Annotated in this window: 21 protein-coding genes and 1 other annotated feature; all 21 genes read right to left on the minus strand. The window is 38.8% G+C overall.

Features of this window, described 5'->3' with window-relative positions; genetic code table 11:
• Positions 1 to 15: 15 nt before the first annotated feature.
• Positions 16 to 1,323, minus strand: a complete 1,308-nt coding sequence (locus tag ACFX40_RS08890) for a uracil-xanthine permease family protein (RefSeq protein WP_025750364.1) — start codon at positions 1,321 to 1,323, stop codon at positions 16 to 18.
• A 156-nt stretch (positions 1,324 to 1,479) separates the two neighbouring features.
• Positions 1,480 to 2,022, minus strand: coding sequence for a bifunctional pyr operon transcriptional regulator/uracil phosphoribosyltransferase PyrR (pyrR, locus tag ACFX40_RS08895; RefSeq protein WP_013058940.1), 543 nt, complete (start codon positions 2,020 to 2,022; stop codon positions 1,480 to 1,482).
• A 191-nt stretch (positions 2,023 to 2,213) separates the two neighbouring features.
• On the minus strand, positions 2,214 to 3,128 hold the full coding sequence (locus ACFX40_RS08900; RefSeq protein WP_377254791.1) for an RluA family pseudouridine synthase: 915 nt from the start codon (positions 3,126 to 3,128) through the stop codon (positions 2,214 to 2,216).
• Positions 3,125 to 3,592: a signal peptidase II gene (gene lspA, locus ACFX40_RS08905; RefSeq protein ID WP_013084844.1), complete on the minus strand. Its 468-nt coding sequence runs from the start codon at positions 3,590 to 3,592 to the stop codon at positions 3,125 to 3,127. Before lspA ends, ACFX40_RS08900 begins: the two co-directional genes overlap by 4 nt.
• Positions 3,593 to 3,672: 80 nt before the next feature.
• Positions 3,673 to 3,960: a conjugal transfer protein TraR gene (locus tag ACFX40_RS08910; RefSeq protein ID WP_013084845.1), complete on the minus strand. Its 288-nt coding sequence runs from the start codon at positions 3,958 to 3,960 to the stop codon at positions 3,673 to 3,675.
• A 170-nt stretch (positions 3,961 to 4,130) separates the two neighbouring features.
• Complete coding sequence (gene ileS / locus ACFX40_RS08915) at positions 4,131 to 6,896, minus strand: isoleucine--tRNA ligase (protein ID WP_377254794.1); 2,766 nt, start codon at positions 6,894 to 6,896, stop codon at positions 4,131 to 4,133.
• A gap of 71 nt (positions 6,897 to 6,967) precedes the next feature.
• Positions 6,968 to 7,188 (minus strand) — a binding site (T-box leader).
• A gap of 69 nt (positions 7,189 to 7,257) precedes the next feature.
• Complete coding sequence (locus ACFX40_RS08920; protein ID WP_013058945.1) at positions 7,258 to 7,752, minus strand: DivIVA domain-containing protein; 495 nt, start codon at positions 7,750 to 7,752, stop codon at positions 7,258 to 7,260.
• An 84-nt stretch (positions 7,753 to 7,836) separates the two neighbouring features.
• Positions 7,837 to 8,610: a YlmH family RNA-binding protein gene (locus ACFX40_RS08925; protein ID WP_098249240.1), complete on the minus strand. Its 774-nt coding sequence runs from the start codon at positions 8,608 to 8,610 to the stop codon at positions 7,837 to 7,839.
• 51 nt (positions 8,611 to 8,661) lie between these two features.
• Positions 8,662 to 8,931: a YggT family protein gene (locus ACFX40_RS08930; RefSeq protein WP_013058947.1), complete on the minus strand. Its 270-nt coding sequence runs from the start codon at positions 8,929 to 8,931 to the stop codon at positions 8,662 to 8,664.
• Positions 8,932 to 8,934: 3 nt separating this feature from the next.
• Positions 8,935 to 9,402, minus strand: a complete 468-nt coding sequence (locus ACFX40_RS08935) for a cell division protein SepF (RefSeq protein ID WP_028410770.1) — start codon at positions 9,400 to 9,402, stop codon at positions 8,935 to 8,937.
• 16 nt (positions 9,403 to 9,418) lie between these two features.
• Complete coding sequence (locus ACFX40_RS08940; protein WP_377254797.1) at positions 9,419 to 10,102, minus strand: YggS family pyridoxal phosphate-dependent enzyme; 684 nt, start codon at positions 10,100 to 10,102, stop codon at positions 9,419 to 9,421.
• A 7-nt stretch (positions 10,103 to 10,109) separates the two neighbouring features.
• On the minus strand, positions 10,110 to 10,931 hold the full coding sequence (gene pgeF / locus ACFX40_RS08945) for a peptidoglycan editing factor PgeF (protein WP_028410768.1): 822 nt from the start codon (positions 10,929 to 10,931) through the stop codon (positions 10,110 to 10,112).
• A 74-nt stretch (positions 10,932 to 11,005) separates the two neighbouring features.
• A complete protein-coding gene (locus tag ACFX40_RS08950; RefSeq protein ID WP_013058951.1) occupies positions 11,006 to 11,260 on the minus strand; it encodes a YlmC/YmxH family sporulation protein in 255 nt (84 codons plus the stop codon).
• Between the two features lie 347 nt (positions 11,261 to 11,607).
• Complete coding sequence (sigG, locus tag ACFX40_RS08955; protein ID WP_013058952.1) at positions 11,608 to 12,387, minus strand: RNA polymerase sporulation sigma factor SigG; 780 nt, start codon at positions 12,385 to 12,387, stop codon at positions 11,608 to 11,610.
• Positions 12,388 to 12,535: 148 nt separating this feature from the next.
• Entirely contained in the window at positions 12,536 to 13,255 is a 720-nt protein-coding gene (sigE, locus tag ACFX40_RS08960; RefSeq protein ID WP_013058953.1) for an RNA polymerase sporulation sigma factor SigE, read from the minus strand.
• 30 nt (positions 13,256 to 13,285) lie between these two features.
• Positions 13,286 to 14,209, minus strand: coding sequence for a sigma-E processing peptidase SpoIIGA (gene spoIIGA / locus ACFX40_RS08965; RefSeq protein ID WP_013084851.1), 924 nt, complete (start codon positions 14,207 to 14,209; stop codon positions 13,286 to 13,288).
• A gap of 275 nt (positions 14,210 to 14,484) precedes the next feature.
• Positions 14,485 to 15,642 carry a cell division protein FtsZ gene (gene ftsZ / locus ACFX40_RS08970; RefSeq protein ID WP_013058955.1) on the minus strand — a complete coding sequence of 386 codons (1,158 nt, stop codon included), beginning with the start codon at positions 15,640 to 15,642 and terminating at the stop codon, positions 14,485 to 14,487.
• A gap of 41 nt (positions 15,643 to 15,683) precedes the next feature.
• Complete coding sequence (gene ftsA, locus ACFX40_RS08975) at positions 15,684 to 16,979, minus strand: cell division protein FtsA (protein ID WP_013058956.1); 1,296 nt, start codon at positions 16,977 to 16,979, stop codon at positions 15,684 to 15,686.
• A 425-nt stretch (positions 16,980 to 17,404) separates the two neighbouring features.
• Complete coding sequence (locus ACFX40_RS08980) at positions 17,405 to 18,163, minus strand: cell division protein FtsQ/DivIB (protein ID WP_016765445.1); 759 nt, start codon at positions 18,161 to 18,163, stop codon at positions 17,405 to 17,407.
• Between the two features lie 153 nt (positions 18,164 to 18,316).
• The gene (murB, locus tag ACFX40_RS08985; RefSeq protein ID WP_098249242.1) at positions 18,317 to 19,222 is read right to left on the minus strand and encodes a UDP-N-acetylmuramate dehydrogenase; all 906 of its coding nucleotides are present in this window, start codon (positions 19,220 to 19,222) and stop codon (positions 18,317 to 18,319) included.
• A gap of 540 nt (positions 19,223 to 19,762) precedes the next feature.
• Positions 19,763 to 20,863: a stage V sporulation protein E gene (gene spoVE, locus ACFX40_RS08990; RefSeq protein ID WP_098249243.1), complete on the minus strand. Its 1,101-nt coding sequence runs from the start codon at positions 20,861 to 20,863 to the stop codon at positions 19,763 to 19,765.
• Positions 20,864 to 20,866 lie beyond the last annotated feature (3 nt).

Here is a 20,866-nt window from a genome sequence, read left to right on the forward strand (position 1 = left end):
CAATTAAAAGGCGTTCTATGAAATTTTTCGTGCTGACGTTTGTTGAACATTTTCTGCTTCTTTTATCTTCTCTTTCGGCAGAACTAGATTCAGCAGAACTCCCATGATGGCAGACAGTGCCATGCTATCAATCTTTACATGTTCTGAGATATCTAAGTGTGCTCCTCCGATTCCTAACACTAAGATAATCGAAGCAATCATTAAGTTTCGTTTTGATCCAAGGTCTACCTTTGCATCCACCATCATGCGCAAGCCTGATGAAGCAATGATTCCGAATAAGAGAATTGAAATCCCGCCCATGACCGGGGTTGGTATACTTGAAATAAGAGCGTTGATTTTTCCGACAAACCCGAACAAAATCGCGAAGACTGCTGCTCCTGCTATCACAAATACGCTAAGCACCTTTGTGATGGCTAACACTCCGATGTTCTCACCGTATGTTGTATTTGGCGGTCCGCCGATCAGTGCAGCAAGCATAGTTGCTACTCCGTCTCCTAAAATCGATCTGTGCAGCCCTGGCTTTTCAATATAGTTTCGATCCACAATCTTATTTAAGACGAGAATGTGTCCGATATGTTCTGAAAGTGTTACGACTGCTACAGGTACCATGATAAGCACAATCCCCAGTGAAATGGACGGCGTGTATGTGACGAACGGCACGTAGAAGTGAGGTACTTCAATCCACTCTGCTTTCACTACCTTTGAAAAGTCTACCAATCCTTGTGTATAAGCAAAGATGTATCCGCCGATAATTCCCATCAGTACCGGAATCAGGCTGATAATGTTTTTAAAGAAGATTGAGCAAGCAACTGTTATCGCTAGTGTCACAAGCGCAACCATCAGGTAAGTTAAGCTGTAATTTCCTTTTGCATCGTTCATAGCCATACCTACTGCTGTATTAGCTAGTCCTAAGCCTATAACCATAATAACTGGCCCTACTACAACCGGAGGAAGCAGCTTCATAATCCAATTGATTCCTGTTCCTTTTATAATCAAAGCAACGATTCCATAAACAAGTCCAGCTAAGAAACAGCCAACCATCGTTTCTTCAGGTCCAAACGAAGCTTTTGCGAAAATGATTGGCGTGATGAACGCGAACGATGAACCAAGATAAGAAGGAATTTGACCTCTTGTAATGAGCAGGAAAGCAAGCGTTCCTACCCCGCTTGAAATCAAAGCAATTGCCGGGCTGAACCCGACTAGGAACGGCACTAACACCGTCGACCCAAACATTGCAAACAAATGCTGTAGACTCAATGTTAACCAATTTACTGCTTTTGGTTTATCATGTATATCAAGTACAAAATCTCGTTGTTGACTCATATGTTTTTCCTCCTATCACTATTAAAAAACCTCTTTACGCAGAGGCAAAGAGGTTTTCAGCATACAAGGAAGACGCTATACCCCAGTATAGTTTTCCTTGTATAGTGACCCCCCTTTTGCAGCCTCACGGGACTACCATTTAAAAGGGTATATAATTTATTTTTCGTAAATAGACACGTGGTCTTTTTCGTCTACTTCCATTAAATGCACCGCAATTTTTTCACTTTTAGCTGTCGGTACATTTTTGCCAACATAGTCTGCTCGAATCGGCAGCTCGCGGTGCCCTCTATCCACTAAAACAGCCAGCTGAATGAGCTCAGGTCGACCGATATCAATCAGTGCATCAAGTGCTGCTCGAACCGTACGGCCCGTATATAACACATCGTCTACTAAGATGACGTTCTTATTTGCAATATCTGTCGGAATATCTGATCCTTTTACGAGAGGCTCATCATTGCTTGTTACTTTCGATAAATCATCTCGGTAAAGCGTGATGTCTAGTTCTCCGACTGGCAATGTATTTCCTTCAATTTGTGCAATTCGTTCTGCTAAACGTTTTGCGATATAAATACCTCGCGTTTTAATCCCCACTAGCACACAATTTTCGATTCCTTTATTCTTTTCAATAATCTCATGTGCAATTCGAGTTAAAGCGCGGCGAATAGCCTGTTCGTCAAGTACGGTAGCTTTTACGTTCACTGTTTTTCACCTCAAGTTGTTGACATAAAAAAATCCTCTTGCCTTGAGGCAAGAGGATTTGGTTTTAGACATATTTCTTCAAAAAGGCTATAAGTATGCCTTTTCTGCACCGTTTCCTTCTCAGCCTCTCTGGACTGTTCTTAAAGGTTCTTATTAAGTTAATACAAGTATGCCATCACTTATGGCAGTTGTCAACTTCTTTTTTCAATAAGCTCTAGCATCTCATTAAACTCTTTTGGAGCCGGTGCTTCAAATTCCATAAATTCATTTGTACGAGGGTGAATAAAGCCTAATACACCTGCATGAAGCGCTTGTCCGTCAATCGGAAGCGTTTTTTTCGGTCCGTACTTCGGATCCCCAGCAAGCGGAAAGCCAATATACTTCATATGAACGCGAATTTGGTGTGTTCGCCCTGTTTCTAGCTTACATTCGACTAGTGAAAAATCTTTAAAACGCTGCAATACAGTAAAGTGCGTCACTGCATCACGACTGTTTTCATCAGTCACCGTCATGCTTTGACGATCTTGCTTATCTCGGCCGATTGGCGCATCAATTGTACCGTGATCGTGCGCAATTACTCCGTGAACGATAGCTTTATAACGACGCGTCACTGTTTTAGCTACAAGCTGACTAACTAGTGATTCATGAGCTAAATCATTTTTTGCGATCATAAGTAAACCAGATGTATCTTTATCAATTCGATGAACGATACCAGGGCGCATAACGCCGTTAATACCGGATAAATCTTTACAGTGAGCCATTAGGCCATTTACAAGCGTACCGCTATGATGACCAGGAGCTGGATGTACAACCATACCGCGAGGTTTATTTACAACAAGCACATCTTGATCTTCATAATAAATATCTAAATTCATTTCTTCCGCTACCACATCAAGCTCTTCTAGTTCCGGCACTTCGATAATAATAGCGTCTCCTGTTTTACATTTATAGTTTCCTTTAACGGTTTTATCGTTCACTTTTGCGTGACCTTCTTTAATCCATTGCTGCACTTGTGAACGTGACCATTCTGCATTTACAGTCGAAAGTACTTTATCAATACGTTCTCCCGCTTGTTCTTCATTTATAACTGTTTCAATTACATTCATTCTTTGTGCTCCTTCTTCATTTTCCCTTCAAACAGCGTCATAATAAACATGATGATTACTCCGACGACAAGTGCCGAATCAGCTACGTTAAAAATCGGAAAATCATACGTAAAGATGTATGTATTTACGAAATCAACTACTTCTTTACGGACCACTCGATCAATAAAGTTTCCAATGGCGCCGCCTAACATTAATGCTAGCGCAATACCGAACCATTTATCTTGTTTTTTGAGCTTTTGAATATAAATTATTAAACCGACTACCACAACCACCGTAATGAGATAAAAGAACCACATCTGTCCTTGTAAAATCCCCCACGCGGCTCCTCTGTTACGATGAGAGGTAATGTAAAGAAAGTTTTCAATTACGGTGATGCTTTGTCCATAATACATTTCTTTTACAATCATCCATTTTGTTACCTGATCAATAAGTATAACAGCTAAAGCGATAAGATAATAAAACACAAACGTTTTCCTCCCGCAATAAAATCAAACGAATCCATACTAAAGCATTTTAGCACATAATTCATTTTTTTTCTCGCTTCTCACCATAAAACAAATAAATCTTCATTTGTGCGGGCCGTCGGCATTACTTTTAATTTATGAATAGACATCACTTCGCCAGTTAGTTCATCAATTCCAAACGCACCAACGTCAAGCTTTGCTAACGCGTGTTCTACATCTTTTAAATCGGCTTTAATCATTTCTATTACGTAACGTTCCTTTTCATCTATATAACCAGATTGTTCTGTAGCATATCTCAATAGGCGATCTTGTAATTCTTCTTTAATAAGAGCTAATTCCTGTCCAATGGAAAGATAATTTTCATACATGCAAACGCCTCCTGTGCTGATAAGATGAAGTATTAATGATGTTAGGTTTACCGAGTTTTCCATCGAATCTACAACACAAGTTTTTCCTAAGGCTTTAAATGCTTTATACCATTGTATTTGGGAATTTCGTACAGCAAAAAACACGCCCAAAAAGGACGTGTTTTTGTTAATTACTGCTGAACGTAGTGATTTTTTACAACATCCGCACAGCGTGTACATAAAGTCGGGTGATCTTGATCTTCGCCAACTGTTGGTGATACAACCCAGCAGCGCTCACACTTCTCACCTTCTGCTTTACTTACAACAATTGATGCATAGCTGAATTTTTGTGCTTCAGCAGGTGCTTCACCTTCTGCTACCTCAAGATCTGAAACGATGAAGAGTTGACCTACATTTTCAGAAATAGATGCTAACAGTTCTTTCGTATCTGCTGTTGGATACAGCGTTAATTTTGCTTCTAAAGACTTACCGATTACTTTTTCATTACGAGCCTGTTCTAGCGCTTTTAATACTTCATCACGAAGCTCCATAAATGCATCCCATTTCTCTACTAATTGATCTGCTCCCTCGATTTCTTGAACCTCTGGCATATCAACTAGCTGCACGCTTTCTTCCGTTACATTTGGAATGTGAACCCATACTTCGTCTGCTGTATGAGAAAGAATTGGCGACACTAATTTCGTTAACGATAATAACGTTTCATAAAGGACCGTTTGAATGCTGCGACGCTCTACATTATTTTCTGCTTCAATGTACAATACATCTTTTGCAAAGTCTAAGTAGAATGAACTCATATCAATTGTACAGAAATTATGCACCGCGTGATAAATGCTTGAGAATTCGTATGAATCATAAGATTTTTTCACTTTATCAATTAATTTGTTCAGCTTCACAAGCATGTAGCGGTCTACTTCACGAAGGTCTTCAACGGCTACAGCATCAGTTGTTGGATTAAAGTCCGCCAAGTTTCCTAGTAAGAAACGGAACGTGTTGCGGATTTTACGATATACTTCTGCTACTTGTTTTAAAATGTTATCAGATACACGAACATCAGCTTGGTAATCTACAGAAGCTACCCATAAACGTAAAATATCTGCACCTAGTTGTTTCATTACTTTTTCTGGAATTACAACGTTTCCTAATGACTTACTCATTTTGCGACCTTCACCGTCTAAAGCAAATCCGTGGCTAAGTACCCCTTTATAAGGTGCTTCACCCGTTACAGCTACACTTGTAGAAAGACTTGAATTAAACCAGCCGCGGTATTGGTCAGAACCTTCTAAATACAAATCAGCCGGACGCTGTAAGTCTTCACGCTCTTCAAGAACAGCTTGATGTGAAGAACCAGAGTCAAACCATACGTCCATGATGTCTGTTTCTTTTGTGAAGCGGCCATTTGGGCTTCCTTCATGAGTAAAGCCTTCGGGAAGTAAATCTTTTGCTTCACGCTCAAACCATACGTTTGATCCATGTTCTCTAAATAGATTTGATACGTGTTCAATTGTTTCATCCGTAATGATTGGCTCATCATTTTCAGCATAAAATACCGGAATCGGAACGCCCCATGCACGTTGACGAGAAATACACCAGTCTCCGCGGTCACGCACCATGTTATAAAGTCGCGTTTCACCCCAAGTAGGCACCCATTTTGTTTTTTCTACTGCTTTTAATAAATCTTCACGGAAATCTTTAATAGACGCAAACCACTGTGCCGTCGCACGGAAAATTGTTGGTTTCTTTGTACGCCAGTCATGTGGGTATGAGTGGGTAATGAAACTTAATTTTAACAGCGCGCCTTCTTCTTCTAGTTTGTCTGTAATTGGCTTATTCGCTTTATCATAGAATAACCCTTCAAATTCTGGTGCTTCATTCGTCATATGACCCTTACTGTCGACTGGACAAAGAACTTCCAACCCGTATTTTTGACCAACGATAAAGTCGTCTTCCCCGTGTCCCGGTGCTGTATGAACACATCCGGTACCAGCATCCGTTGTTACGTGATCGCCAAGAACAACTAATGAATCACGCTTGTAGATTGGATGCTCAGCTACTACACGCTCAAGTTCTGAACCTTTTACCGTACGAAGCGTCTTATAGCCAGCCCATTCAATTTCTTTAGCAACTGTTTCAATCAGTTCAGTTGCCACTACATATTTTGCTCCATCTGCTTCAACTACGCTGTACTGAAGCTCAGGATTGACAGCAATCCCTTGGTTAGCTGGCATTGTCCATGGTGTTGTCGTCCAAATGATGAATTTTTCATCTTGTTCAAGCACACCTTTACCATCTTTTACGTTAAACGCTACGTAAATAGAAGCTGAACGTTTGTCATAGTATTCAATTTCCGCTTCTGCTAAAGCAGACTCACTTGAAGGGGACCAGTACACAGGTTTTAACCCTTTGTAGATATAGCCTTTTTTCGCCATGTCACCAAACACTTTGATTTGCTGCGCTTCGTACTGCGGCTGAAGCGTTACATATGGATTATCCCAATCTCCGCGTACGCCTAAACGCTTGAACTGCTCACGCTGGCCGTTTACTTGTTCCCAAGCATACTGTTCACAAAGCTTACGGAACTCAGCTACCGTCATTTCTTTGCGGTTTACTTTTTTATTTTTTGTTAAAGCTGTTTCAATTGGCAAACCGTGTGTATCCCAGCCTGGTACATAAGGTGCGCAGAAGCCTGACATCGACTTATAGCGAACGATAAAATCTTTTAAAATTTTATTTAACGCATGTCCCATGTGAATATCGCCATTCGCATATGGAGGTCCATCATGCAGGACAAATAGCGGACGGCCTTCGGTACGTTTTTGTACTTTTTCATAAATATTCATTTCAGCCCACTGTTCTTGCATTTTAGGCTCGCGGTTCGGTAAATTTCCACGCATTGGAAATTCAGTTTTTGGCATCAATAATGTATCTTTATATTCCATGTTTTACCCTCCAAAAAAAAACGTAAATTTCATATCTTTTTGTACCATAACAAAAAGACCTTCTCATCCCAAAAAGGGACGAGAAGGTCTCCCGCGGTACCACCCTAGTAGATTTGCTGTGCGCAAATCCTCTTTGCATTCGTAACGTGAATAAACCGCCACTGCTTACTATCATCAGTTCAGCAATGGTACTCTAGGGTGATTTTCACTTTTTTGTTTGTTATCGAGCTCGCACCATCCTCGATTCGCTTTGACAAACTAAAAAAGCTACTGTCCCTGTCTCCGTACTGTTTGATATGAAATTTCATCTGTTACCAAATTATATGACAACAAAACATGAGAAGTCAAGATGATGTCTTGACTAGTCAATTTTTTCTTCTAGCGCTGGCATCTCATAATCCATCAACTGATCCCAGTCGTCGCTGTTTAACATTTCAAGCTGTGCTTCGATTAACATTTTGAAACGAGTTCTAAATACTTTAGACTGCTTTTTCGTTTCCTCAATGTCCATCGCAATTTTACGAGACTTAGACAGTGCTTCATTAATAATACGGTCCGCATTTTTTTCTGCTTCTTTTATAATGAGCTTCGCTTCTTTTTCAGCGTTTCGCTTCACATCTTCCGCTGCTTCTTGAGCAATTAAAATTGATTTATTTAACGTTTCTTCGATGTTAGTAAAATGTCCAAGACGATCTGTTAATTCAGATACTCTTCCTTCTAACTCCTTTTTATCACGCATTACCAGCTCATAGTCTTTAATTACTTGGTCAAGAAACTCATTTACTTCATCTTCATCATATCCGCGAAATCCGCGATTAAACTCTTTGTTATGAATATCCAAAGGGGTTAAAGGCATCTAGGCCACCTCCGTGTTGTCTCATTACGTCATTAGTAATGGTTTATTCGACATATTTTTAAAATTTCCTGCTAGTAGATTTCTTTATTTCTGCTTTCCTACAACAATTCGCCATTTTTCTTTTTTGGTTTTGCCTTCAAGTGAAACGATACGACTTCTGCCGTGACCACGAAGTGACAAAATATCACCTTCATGACATTCAAAAGAAGGCTGTTCAATGACTTTAAAATTTACTTTTACCGCTCCATTTGCAATAAACGGCTGGACTTTTTGTCTTGATAAATTGTGAATGGTCGACAGCAAAACATCAAGCCTCATTGAAGAAACTGTATAAACGTGTTCAATCAGCTCTTCTTTTACCACATGCAGCTGCTCTCTTTGAATAGAAGAAAGTGAAACTTTGGCTTTTCCAATTGATGTTAAATTCATCTCAATATAAGAAGAAATTTCTTCTGCAGCTACAAGCTGAATATCGTCTCCCGCGACCAAAATATCTCCAAATTTTGAACGGCGCAGTCCTAAGGACATCGCCGAACCAAGAACTTGAGGATGTTCAATTGTCACAAACTTTTTAGGATAATTGAGCTCGTACATACGCAACTGAAAATCTTCGCTTTGAGGTATATAGTAATCCGGATATAGCAGCGCACGCTTGCGTTCAGCAAACGGTTGTCCACCATCAAATGAAACTTGAACCTCTCCTTCAGTCCCGACAATAGCCGTCACAATCTGCTGCTCTCTTGGATCTAAAAAGTCCGTTAATTTTGGGCTGTATTGATGTAGGACATCTTCTTTCCACTGAAGAACCTGGTCAATAAATCCATGTTCTTCTTGCCTAAAATGTTCATAAATAGACATATTATTACTCCTACTATTGGTATGTAAAAAAGGAATCCAGCGATTCCTTTTTTAAATAAATCCCACCACATTATTAAGTGAATACACGCCTCTTTCCGCAAATCGCAATAAAAAGATTGCGACAAGAGGTGAAATATCAATCATGCCAATAGGCGGAATGATTTTACGAAAAGGCTCTAAGTAAGGCTCACAAATACTGCCCAGCAGCTGACCAAACTTAGACGCCCTTACATCGGGTACCCAAGACATCAAAATGTAAATAATCAGTGCCCATGAGTAAAGCCCAATTAATTTTCCAAGAATCCCAAAAACGATGTCCAAAAACTACCACCTCTTTACGTTTGTTGTATCATGTTCTCCCATCATATCTGAAATGCTTCCGCTTACGTCTACATTATCAGGTGTACATAAAAAGATGTCGGTTCCAATTTTTTGAATGTCCCCGCCTAAAGCATAAACTGTACCACTTAAAAAGTCGACAATTCTCACTGCTTGATCTCGTTGAATGCGCTGTAAATTAACAACTACGACTTTACGATTTTTTAAATGGTCCGTAATTTCTTGCGCTTCGGCATAGACGCGCGGTTCGCAAAGCATCATTTTTGATGATTTTTGAACGCTTTGCAAGCTAATCACGTTTTGCTGCTGATTCGGCTGCTGACTAGCTTTCGCTGCTGGTCTCGACTGCTGTACAGGCTCTTCTACCGACTCTTCTTGTTCGTAATGTTCTTCTACATATTCAGTATCGTCATCAAGAGCAAAAAAACTTCTAAAGCGATTTTTCATACTCATCTTGAATTACACCTCCTTAACGTTCATTCCCAACTAACGTGGTTCCTAGTCGAATGAATGTTGCTCCTTCTTCAATTGCAATTGCATAATCGTTTGACATTCCCATTGATAGCTCTGTACACGGTGCATATGGCAAGTTTAGTTCTTGTATACGACTCTGCAATTTTTTTAGACCTTGAAAACAGCTGCGAAGCGTAGACTCGTCATCTGTGTGAGGAGCCATTGTCATCAATCCGACCACTTGGATATTTGCAAATTCTTCAAGAGATTGAATAAATGGAATTACGTCTTCTACAGCAAGGCCATGCTTGGATTGTTCTTCGGCAATATTAACTTGTACAAAACATTTTATACGATGTCCTGCGCGTTTATCAATTTCTTTTGCTAAAGATAATCGGTCTAGTGAATGAATATAGTCAACTTTATCAATCACATTTTTTACTTTTCTTGTTTGTAAGCTTCCGATAAAATGCCAGGTCGCTTTCTTACCGATTGATTCATACTTTTCTAGAAGACCTTCATCCCTGTTTTCTCCGAGATGTAAAATGCCTGCATCCACTGCTTCTGCTGCTCGTTTTGTGGAAACGTATTTTGTTACAGCAATCAGCTCTACATCTTTTTGATTTCGATTAACTTTTTTACACGCTTCAGCAATTGTTTGTTGAACTGCTTCTAGATTTTCACTTACGCTAGCTGTCACTATGTAATTACTCCTCCTTAAAGCCTATGAAGTTAAACATGCGTCCTGTTTTCCCTTGATCGCGGCGATGTGAAAAGAACAGGTCATCTTCACAGCTTGTACAATACGACGATGTTAAAATTCGTTCCGGCAATACGCCTGCGTTTTGAATCAGCAGCTTATTGACTTTTTTTAAATTAAGCGCGTATTGTCCAGGGCTTACTTCTTGATATCCATTTTGGCCAACTGCTTCGTTTACTTGTGTAATGACGCGGTTATCGACAACATAACAGCAATCTTCAATCGAAGGGCCAATCGCCACGTAAATATCTTCAATCGGGACATTTTCTTGCTCTACCCAACGTCGAATCATATTTCCTGCAATATCTTTCACTGTTCCCTTCCAACCGGCATGAGCTAGACCAACTAAATGGTGATCAGGCGCATAGAAGTACAGGGGAACACAATCTGCATAACATAAAGCTAACAAAATATCAGATTCATTTGTATAAATGCCATCCGTTGCTTTTATGCCCTCTTCGTACTTGTAGATTCCTTTTGTACAGTCGGCTTTTGTTACTTTTTGAACAGTTGCTTCATGTACTTGTTCAGCACATACAAAGCTTTCAAAAGACATGTCTAGTTCGGCTGCTAAAATTTTTCTATTTGTAATAACATCTTCTACGTTATCGTTTACGTGAAGCCCTAGGTTAAAAGAAGCAAATGGAGGTTTACTCACACCACCATTTTTTGTGGTGAAACCAGCAACAAGCATATCATTCTTTTCTACCCAAGGGCTCAGCCACATAAACGAGTCGTGATGACTTTTTTTTAATGGCTCAGGATTCATGTATGTGACACATCCCTTGTTTCATTTGTTCTCACATATTGTACCACAGATTGCTAGGTGCTGTTGACAAAAAACTAATTCTCTTCAGGCTGAAATGCGTCTTTATAACGTACTAAAATGACATCAGAACCAATTTTCACAATATTTTTCCACGGAATCACAATTTCATCATCTTTTCCAAAGAAGCCTAATACACGAGAGCCTCCGATAATGACGGCCTGTATTTTTCCCGTTGTTAAGTCAATATCAATATCCCCTACATTTCCAAGTTTTTTGCCATCAGCTACATTCACTACATCTTTCAGCTGAAATTCTGAAATCTTTAACATGCTCTCTCTCCTCCTATAGCCAACTTTATTCCTTAGCCTATATATATTTTCAAATTTTCATTTCATGAAGGAAAAGCTTATTTTTTCTCTGTCATTCTCTTTCTATAGGGATTTTGTTTACTAATTACACAGCTTTTCATCAAGAGACATTCTCAACAAGTAGCTAGAAGTCCTCACAGCAATAGGAAATCTGATATGAATATCTTTTGGTCATGTATTCATTGATACATACAAAATAAGCACCGCGTCTGTTTTTATAGACACGATGCTTATTAAGTTGAACATCAAATAAAGTGAATGGTATTAATTATATGAACGCGAGCAGCTGCCAGTTTAGATAGCTTTTGTTAACTTTGAATATTTTTATTCATCTGTTTAATAGCAGCTTTTTCTAAACGAGAAACCTGCGCTTGAGAAATACCAATTTCTTCAGCCACTTCCATCTGTGTTTTACCTTGAAAGAAGCGCTTTCGTAAAATTAGTTTTTCTCGCTCGTTCAATCTTCTCATACCTTCTTGCAAAGCAATTTCTTCAATCCAAGTTGAATCACGGTTGCGTTCATCGCTTAGCTGATCCATGACATAGATTGGGTCTCCACCATCATTGTAAATAGGTTCAAATAGAGAAACCGGATCTTGGATAGCATCTAAAGCAAACACAATTTCTTCATGCGGCACTTCTAGGACTTTTGAAATTTCCTCAGCTGTAGGTTCCTTGGATGTTTCACTCATAAGCCTTTCACGAACTTGAAGAGCTTTATAAGCAATATCACGAAGGGAACGAGAAACACGGATTGGATTATTGTCACGTAAATAGCGGCGAATTTCCCCTATAATCATTGGGACAGCATATGTAGAAAACTTCACGTTTTGACTTAAATCAAAATTGTCAATGGATTTCATTAATCCAATACATCCAACCTGAAATAAGTCATCAACAAATTCTCCACGATTGTTAAAACGTTGAATCACGCTGAGTACGAGACGTAAATTTCCGCTTACTAGCTTTTCTCTTGCTGTTCCATCTCCAGCCTGCATTTGTTTAAACAACTTTCGCATTTCTTCATTTTTTAATACGGGAAGTTTCGAAGTATCTACTCCACAAATTTCTACTTTATTTCTTGTCAACTCTTTCCCTCCTAACAGGAGATGATGTTCTGAATTCAGTATCTCCTCCGAAGGAAAAAATATGCACTTTTACAATTCTGACAATTCCACGCTAAAAAAGCTGATTGTATAAGATGCTTCTCAGCCCTTATACAATCAGCTTTTTTACTTAAACCATTTTATTAAATTCTTTTCGCAGCCGTTTAATAATTCGTTTTTCAAGCCTTGAAATATAAGACTGAGAAATGCCTAGCATATCAGCTACATCTTTTTGCGTTTTTTCTTCTCCGCCGGCTAGCCCAAAGCGCAGCTCCATAATTTGCTTTTCACGATCATTTAATTGGTGCAGTGCTTTCAACAAAAGTTTTCGATCTACATTGGCTTCCAGGTCTTTTGTGATGATATCTTCTTCGGTTCCCATCACGTCAGATAATAGCAGTTCGTTTCCATCCCAATCAATATTTAACGGCTCATCAAATGAAACTTCAGATCGAATTTTATTGTTGCGGCGCAAATACATTAAAATTTCATTTTCAATACAGCGGGAGGCGTACGTCGCTAGCTTAATTTTCTTTTCAGGATTAAATGTGTTTACTGCTTTAATTAAACCGATGGTGCCGATGCTAATTAAATCCTCAATATTGATTCCCGTATTTTCAAACTTGCGGGCAATATAAACAACCAGTCGCAAATTACGCTCAATCAACAGTGAACGTGCTGCTTCATCTCCTGATGGGAGTTTTTTCAGGAGTACTTCTTCTTCATCTTTTGTTAAAGGCGGTGGAAGAGCTTCACTTCCTCCTATATAATACACTTCATCTGTTTTTAGCTTAAGTTTAATTAATAATTTGTACCACCATAATTGAAATCGAATTCGATATGTAGCCATTCTGTATCCTCCTTTATTTGTTCACACCTTTTACGATGCGGAACTTACTTCTCCAATAACAATGAGCTTCGGATGAACAATACATTCATATTGCTTCTCCACTGAAAGCGTTGTATGACTAATACCTACTAATACTTTAGTGACTTCAATCGTATTGGACTGATGCACCAGCCTTACCATATCTGGCTTTAGAGCAAGAAGCAGCTGATTGGCTTGGCCCACGCTTCGATAAGGGACAAAGCGGACTTTTGAATACCACTCTTGATCAATATCTTCGCTGTGTGAAAAGGATTGGACATTTTTGCTTAATTCCATTAAGCCTTCAGGCAATATTTCTTTTAAAGAATCTGCTGTAACAATCATAACGGGGGTTTTCGTCAGCGGATCTACAAGCTGGTTTCCACTATCAATAAGTCCTTTCATCGACAGCGTCTGTTCGTTTAAAATAACTTCCACATCTACCAGCTGATCAAATGTAATGTTTTTCATTCGCAAATCATCAACTCGTGCTTTTGAAAAATAAGATAATAGCGGAAAACCGATAAGAACAAATATCCAGCTAATAGGATCACCAAACTGTGGAGATTTTGTATCAACCATTTGATTAAGAACAAGAAACTGATCTTGAAATAAAAAGTGAACGCCCATTAATCCTCCACCAACAACAAAGGTTGCAAAATAAAACGTTAATAAATTCTCAAAGAAAAAGCGCAGTCGTTTATAACCAAACGTCATCAATACCATAAAAAAAGAGAATAAAATTTTAATGGCAGGGTGAACCATAAGATGAGAAAAAGGCGTAAACATAAGAAGGACAATTAATGAACCGATAAAGCCGCCAAGCAAAAGCCGCCACCACTTGTAATTCCGTTTAAGTACAACTGCACATAACATTAGTAAAATCGTATCTAACCCAAAATTCAGCATCCATATTAAATCTAAATAGATTGGCAATGTTTATAACCTCTCCATTCTTTCTGAATTTTTCTGTTAAAAATTAGTATATAGTACATCCTATTAGAAAGTCTGTCAGTTCATGCCGAGAAACAAGCAGTATTTTTGAGGAAATCATTCGATATTTGTCACACCACTTTTAGAAAGAAAACATAAACCCTTTAAAGGCATCATATTGACCATGTCGAATGTTTTTTATGTTCTTTTTGAGTTTTCTAGATTCATTGCATAAAAAAGACCTCTGTATAAAACAGAGGTCTTGGTTTTTTATTTTCTTAGCGTCTACGATTACGGTTTCGTAAGAATGTTGGAATATCTAGCGCATCTTCAGACTGTGGCTGAGATGGACGCGTATATTCTTGCTGTACAGGTTCTTCACGCTTTACTTCACGCTTCGGCTGTGGAGCCGGCTGCTGTGTCGATTGCTGCATGCGATTCGCCGATAACGAAGGACGACCTGGTTTTGGCTGTGATAAATCTTGGTCACTAAAGCCAGTTGCAATAACTGTAACAACAATCTCGTCTTTTAGGTTTTCGTTAATAACAGATCCAAAGATCATGTTCACTTCTTGGTCAGAAGCCGAAGCAACGATATCTGCAGCTTCTTGTACTTCGTAAAGACTTAGGTTTGTACCGCCTGTGATGTTCATTAATACACCTTGAGCTCCATCGATAGATGTTTCAAGAAGTGGACTTGAAATAGCTTTTTTAGCCGCTTCAGCAGCACGGTTTTCACCAGTTGCAATACCGATACCCATAAGTGCAGATCCTTTGTTAGACATAATTGTTTTCACGTCAGCGAAGTCTAAGTTAATTAATCCAGGAACTGCGATTAAATCTGAAATACCTTGCACACCTTGTCGCAATACGTTATCCGCTTCACGGAATGCTTCTAGCATTGGCGTGTTTTTATCAACGATTTCTAATAAGCGATCATTTGGGATAACAATCAGCGTATCCACTGCTTCTTTCATTGACGCAATGCCGCCTGCTGCTTGAGTAGAACGCTTACGGCCTTCAAACGTAAACGGACGAGTAACAACACCTACCGTTAGTGCTCCTAGCTCACGAGCAATTTGGGCAATGACTGGAGCTGCACCAGTTCCAGTTCCTCCACCCATACCAGCTGTTACGAAAACCATGTCTGCACCTTTTAGGGCTTCTTGGATTTGTTCCTTACTTTCTTCAGCTGCTTTTTTACCAACTTCTGGATTAGCACCTGCACCTAATCCTCTTGTTAATTTAGCGCCGATTTGCATTTTTGTTTCAGCTTTTGATAAATTTAATGCTTGTGCATCTGTATTAACTGCAATAAATTCTACACCTTGGACGCCATGTTCAATCATTCGGTTAACCGCGTTGTTACCGCCGCCTCCGACACCGATTACTTTAATCGTCGCTAATTGGTCTACACTTGTATCAAACTCCAACATGATAGTTCCTCCTAATTCTTCGAAATTACCAATCCGTAACGTTAATCAAAGAAGTATCCAAAAAACTTCTTCATTAAATTTTGGTCATTTTTCTTTTTCGGCTGCTCAGCTGATTGTTGCGGCTGCTGTGGTTTCGGGCTAGGTTTGATCATTTCTTGCTCAATCGGCTCTTCTTCCACAACTGGCGCTCCAATTTCTCGGCCTTGTATTTTAGCATTTTTGTATGCAAATTTTATTAATCCTACGCCTGTTGTATAATGCGGCTCACGTACTCCAATATAATCAGGCACTGCTATACGCACGTTATTCTTTAAAATTACTTGAGCTAGCTCAAGGATACCAGGCATCGCTACTACTCCGCCTGTTAAAACAAATCCTCCTGGAATATCTTTGTATCCTAGGCGATTTACCTCCTGCGTAATCATATCTAAAATCTCTTCTAATCTAGCTTCAATAATATCAGAGATTTCGAGCTGATTAAACTGCTGATGCTGATCGCTTCCAATGATCGGTACGCTAAATACTTCTTCTTCAGAAGCATGATCGTAGAAAGCATGTCCATGCTTTATCTTAATATTTTCCGCATCTTCAGTCGATGTGCGAAGGCCAATCGATAAATCCTTCGTAATGTGCTCTCCGCCAACAGCTAGTACATTTGTTACTTTCAAATGTCCTTGGTCAAAGATCGCAACCGTTGTTGAACCTCCACCGATATCTACCAGTGCGACACCTAAGTTTTTTTCATCACGAGATAATGCAATTGAACCAGCGGCTAGAGGCTGTAAACAAATATCACTGATTTCTAAACCAGCTCTTTCTACACAGCGTAATAAGTTATGTAAAACCGTTCTAGATCCCGTTATGATTGTGCCTTCCATTTCTAAACGTACCCCAATCATACCTCTAGGATCATTAATACCTTCTAAGCCATCTACAATAAATTGCTTTGGAATAACATCAATGATTTCACGATCTGGCGGGATAGACATGACTTGAGCAGCATCAATTACTCGATGAATATCTTCGTTTGTAATTTCACGATTCTCGCTTGACACGGCTACTACTCCGTGACAATCCTGTAAAAATACATGATTTCCGCTTATGCCCACTACAACCTTTTTAATTGTAATGCCTACCATTCGTTCAGCTTGTTCTACTGCTTTTCTAATAGATTGAACTGTTGCATCTATATCAACGATAGAACCTTTTTTTAGTCCGTGTGATTTAACATTCCCTACACCAATGATATTCAATGAATCGTTACTCATCTCTCCGATGATTACTTTCACACTGGATGTACCGATGTCTAAACTAACGTATATTTCATTGCTGTTCATTCTTTGGCACCTCCTTTTTCTTTCTGCACATGTCATCTTAATAAATTAAGAAGAACAACAATATTAATTTTTTATTATATGAAAATATTCAACAAATACATCTGTTTCCCTTTTGTAAAATCAATTTTTTTCAAGTTTTTCACAGACTTTATCTCTTTCAAAGAACAAAACGTTCTGGTTTTGACTTTTTTTTAGATTTAAGCCTAAAATTCACTGAAAAAAGCTATTTAACTACAAGTCTACACTAAGATGTACACTGAGAAAAGCGAAACTTACCTAGAACAAATATTACATTTCCATTTCACAGCAACGGAGAAGAAAATCATATGTATGCAGAATACTTGCATGTGATTATACAATGTACGAGGGCTAGTTTGCCAGTCTCAACTCATCTATTTCCTTTAATTAACACTTATAAAAAATAATTACTGCTTGCTCTTTTTATAAGGTTTAAATGCATATCCTTCTTCTAAATCAATAATACCTTTTTGATCATCACTCAATTTACTTGCAATAGCTGGGTAATGAACAATTTTATCAGAGAAGTTGCTAATTTTCCCGCTTACTTCACGCGTATCATTCATAAACACCTCGATGTGAAGAGGTTCTGATTTTGTCGGCGCGTAGTAAATCTCAGAAATAGCCCCTTTTATGCTCTTAGGCGTTTTAGCTAATTCTTGAACCATGCTTTGTATAGCGTCTCCGTCTTTCCAGTCAATTAGCAGCGGAGCGTCGGATGACACTTTCTTAGCACTTACTTCTTTTAAAACTTTTCCATTTTCATTCACAGGGAAATATTTATTCCCCGAGGTTACATATGCAATTCTTGCGTACTCTTTTACGTCGATTACGACCTTATTAGGAAATGTTTTGTGAATGACAGCTTCCTTTACCTCAGGGTTTTTTTCGACTTTTTCTTGAATTTGATCAGCATCAGCTTTCCAGTAGCTGGTTTTTTTGGACAGACCACTCGCTTTGACAATATCCTTATCACTTACATGTTTATTCCCTTGTACTTCAATGTTAGAAACATTACTCAGAGAAGATTGAGAATATACAATAAATAAAATAAGGATGAAAAAGAGTGATAAATACAAAATAAGCCGTCTATTTGCTTTTTGCTTTCGCTGTTCTTGCAGCTTCGGTACCCGATCTTCTAAAACAATTAACTTACCTTTTTCCATTTTTTTCACCCTTATCCATTTGAGAAAATAAACGAAGAATTACCATCTATTTATTTCCAATCTTTGCTTCATGAGAATATCCCCATTATAGCATAGAATAAACACATAAAAGCTACCTTTTCACGCATAACCATACAGCGACAGGCTGAGTAATTAGCGGCCGATAATCTCAACTTCTGTATGAATATCAATATCGAATTTCTCTTTAATTGTTTTCTTAACATGAGCAATTAAATTCAGCACGTCTGAAGCCGTTGCATCTCCTGTATTGACAATGAAGTTCGCATGCTGCTCACTAATTTGCGCACCGCCTACTGAGAAACCTTTTAAGTTGGACTTTTCGATTAAGTCTCCTGCATAATTTGGAAGCGGATTTCTAAAAATACTTCCCGCACAAGGGAAATTCCAAGGCTGTGTTTCGCGGCGATAGTCTTTATTTTTCTGCATGACCGCCACAATATCATCTTTCGTTCCCTTTTTCAAACGCAGCACGGCTTCTACACATACTCCAGGACGGTCTTTTTGTAGAATTGAATGACGATACGAGAATTCAAGCTCTTCATTTGTCAGCCACTCAAGAGTGCCATCTTCAAATAAAATCAGCGCTTTCTCGACTACATGAGACATATCAGAACCATGGGCACCTGCATTCATATAAACAGCGCCTCCCACAGATCCAGGAATTCCACTTGAAAACTCCAGTCCAGACAGACCTTGTTTTGTAATAACTGTTGCAAGCTTGATGCTAGGATATCCCCCACCTACAGTAACCGTCTCTCCATCTACTGTTAAATTATCTAATCCGGCTCCGAGCTTAATGACCACGCCTTCAATTCCCTTATCAGAGACAAGAAGATTAGATCCTCGACCAATCGCTCTCCATTTCACGCCATGTTTTTTAATAATATCCATTGTAACTTTTAAGTGATCAACAGAATCAGGTTCTACAAGCACATCTGCTGGACCACCAATTTTCATTGTTGTATGTTTTGCTAGCGGTTCATTTTCACGAACCTTTCCAATATTCGCTTCGACTAACTCTTTTACTAACGCTTCCATAAGAACCTCCTAAAACCCTCTTTGCTGTTATAAAACTTTCATGTCAATGCGCCCTTACTTCTAATGCATAAGAATAATAAGAACAGATTCATAACTAAGCAGCAGCACCTTGTAAGATACATTTTTTCTACGAAGGCACTCTATTCTGTTGTCAATTTCATCATTTTTATTTATCGTATGACATTCACCCATAGAATGTACGTTCATCTGCTATATAAAGTAATTTTGATTGTTTTTTTATCGTTTTTCATTTAGAAGTTAAACACATGCTGACAGTCATAAAAAAACGCTACGCTCATAAGTGCACATACGTTCACCTACTCACTAAGATAAAACATTTAACCTTACACATCATACCATAGTTGGACTCAAAATTGGTTATCACAACATTACATTTTAAAAACATTTCATACAAAAATATCATCTACCTGTAAAAAATCGAAAATAAACCGCCAACAAAATCCGGCGTGCACTTGGATTTAAGATGACGGTTTACTTCAGTAGACCATTGCCTACTTGACATTATACAATTTTTTTCAATTAATAGCGAGAATATCTACTAACATTTAACAAAACTCCAACTGCTGCCAGCATGAGCGTCAGCGATGATCCGCCGTAACTTAAAAATGGAAGCGTAATTCCCGTAACAGGCATAAGACCTGTTACCACGCCTATATTAATCATGACTTGAATCGCAACCATTGAAATAATTCCTAAGGCTAAAAACGTTCCGTAAAGATCAGGTGCTCCGAGCGCTATTTTAATTCCTCTCCAAAGCAATAAGCTAAACAAAAGCAGAACGAGTGTTCCACCGATGAAACCGAGCTCTTCTGCCAGAATAGCAAAAATAAAATCAGTTTGAGGCTCCGGCAAATAAAAGAACTTTTGTCTACTTTGCCCTAACCCTAATCCAAGCAATCCCCCCGGCCCAATTGCATAAAGAGATTGAATGATTTGAAACCCGCTTCCAAGCGGATCTTCCCAAGGATTTAAAAATGAGGTGATGCGTTTAATCCGATAAGGAGCCGATAAAACAAGCCCTACAAAACCGGCAACGCCAAGCAACCCAAGACCTGCAAAGTGACTTACTTTTGCTCCTGAAACAAAAATCATGACTAAACAAGTTCCAACAAGCACTGTTCCCGTTCCTAAATCTGGCTGCATCATAATAATGCCAAACGGTAAGAAAACCAGTAATAACGCCGGTAACATTCCTTTTCTAAAGGATGTAATCTTCTTCTGGTTTTCTGATAAATATTTCGCTAAAAATATAATCATAGCAAACTTCATAAATTCTGAAGGCTGAATCGAAAACGCTCCAACACCTATCCAACTTTGCGACCCATTCCGTACTAGCCCTACTCCCGGAATCAATACAAGTACCAGCATAACAAAGCAAATGATTACAATTGGCTTTGCCCACGTACGCCACATCCAATAATCAATATTCATGATGACAAACATCGCGCATACTCCAAGCCCTGCAAATAAGAGCTGGCGTTTAGCAAAGAAAAAAGAATCATTAAACTTGTATGTAGCCCATACCGCACTTGCGCTGTATACCATGATAAGGCCGATGGTTAGCAAGGAAAGCGTAACGATTATGAGAAAAAAATCTGGGGTAGACCTTTTTGTCGACACTGT

Origin of the sequence: Priestia sp. YIM B13552, from assembly GCF_042787775.1 — a bacterium.
GTDB lineage: Bacteria > Bacillota > Bacilli > Bacillales > Bacillaceae_H > Priestia > Priestia megaterium_E.

Coding starts and splice junctions, on each gene's coding strand:
- ACFX40_RS08890 (WP_025750364.1), bottom strand. CDS start 1,323: ATGAGTCAACAACGAGATTTTGTACTTGATATACATGATAAACCAAAA.
- ACFX40_RS08900 (WP_377254791.1), bottom strand. CDS start 3,128: ATGAATGTAATTGAAACAGTTATAAATGAAGAACAAGCGGGAGAACGT.
- ACFX40_RS08910 (WP_013084845.1), bottom strand. CDS start 3,960: ATGTATGAAAATTATCTTTCCATTGGACAGGAATTAGCTCTTATTAAA.
- ileS (WP_377254794.1), bottom strand. CDS start 6,896: ATGGAATATAAAGATACATTATTGATGCCAAAAACTGAATTTCCAATG.
- ACFX40_RS08920 (WP_013058945.1), bottom strand. CDS start 7,752: ATGCCTTTAACCCCTTTGGATATTCATAACAAAGAGTTTAATCGCGGA.
- ACFX40_RS08925 (WP_098249240.1), bottom strand. CDS start 8,610: ATGTCTATTTATGAACATTTTAGGCAAGAAGAACATGGATTTATTGAC.
- ACFX40_RS08935 (WP_028410770.1), bottom strand. CDS start 9,402: ATGAGTATGAAAAATCGCTTTAGAAGTTTTTTTGCTCTTGATGACGAT.
- pgeF (WP_028410768.1), bottom strand. CDS start 10,931: ATGAATCCTGAGCCATTAAAAAAAAGTCATCACGACTCGTTTATGTGG.
- ACFX40_RS08950 (WP_013058951.1), bottom strand. CDS start 11,260: ATGTTAAAGATTTCAGAATTTCAGCTGAAAGATGTAGTGAATGTAGCT.
- sigE (WP_013058953.1), bottom strand. CDS start 13,255: ATGGCTACATATCGAATTCGATTTCAATTATGGTGGTACAAATTATTA.
- ftsZ (WP_013058955.1), bottom strand. CDS start 15,642: ATGTTGGAGTTTGATACAAGTGTAGACCAATTAGCGACGATTAAAGTA.
- ftsA (WP_013058956.1), bottom strand. CDS start 16,979: ATGAACAGCAATGAAATATACGTTAGTTTAGACATCGGTACATCCAGT.
- ACFX40_RS08980 (WP_016765445.1), bottom strand. CDS start 18,163: ATGGAAAAAGGTAAGTTAATTGTTTTAGAAGATCGGGTACCGAAGCTG.
- murB (WP_098249242.1), bottom strand. CDS start 19,222: ATGGAAGCGTTAGTAAAAGAGTTAGTCGAAGCGAATATTGGAAAGGTT.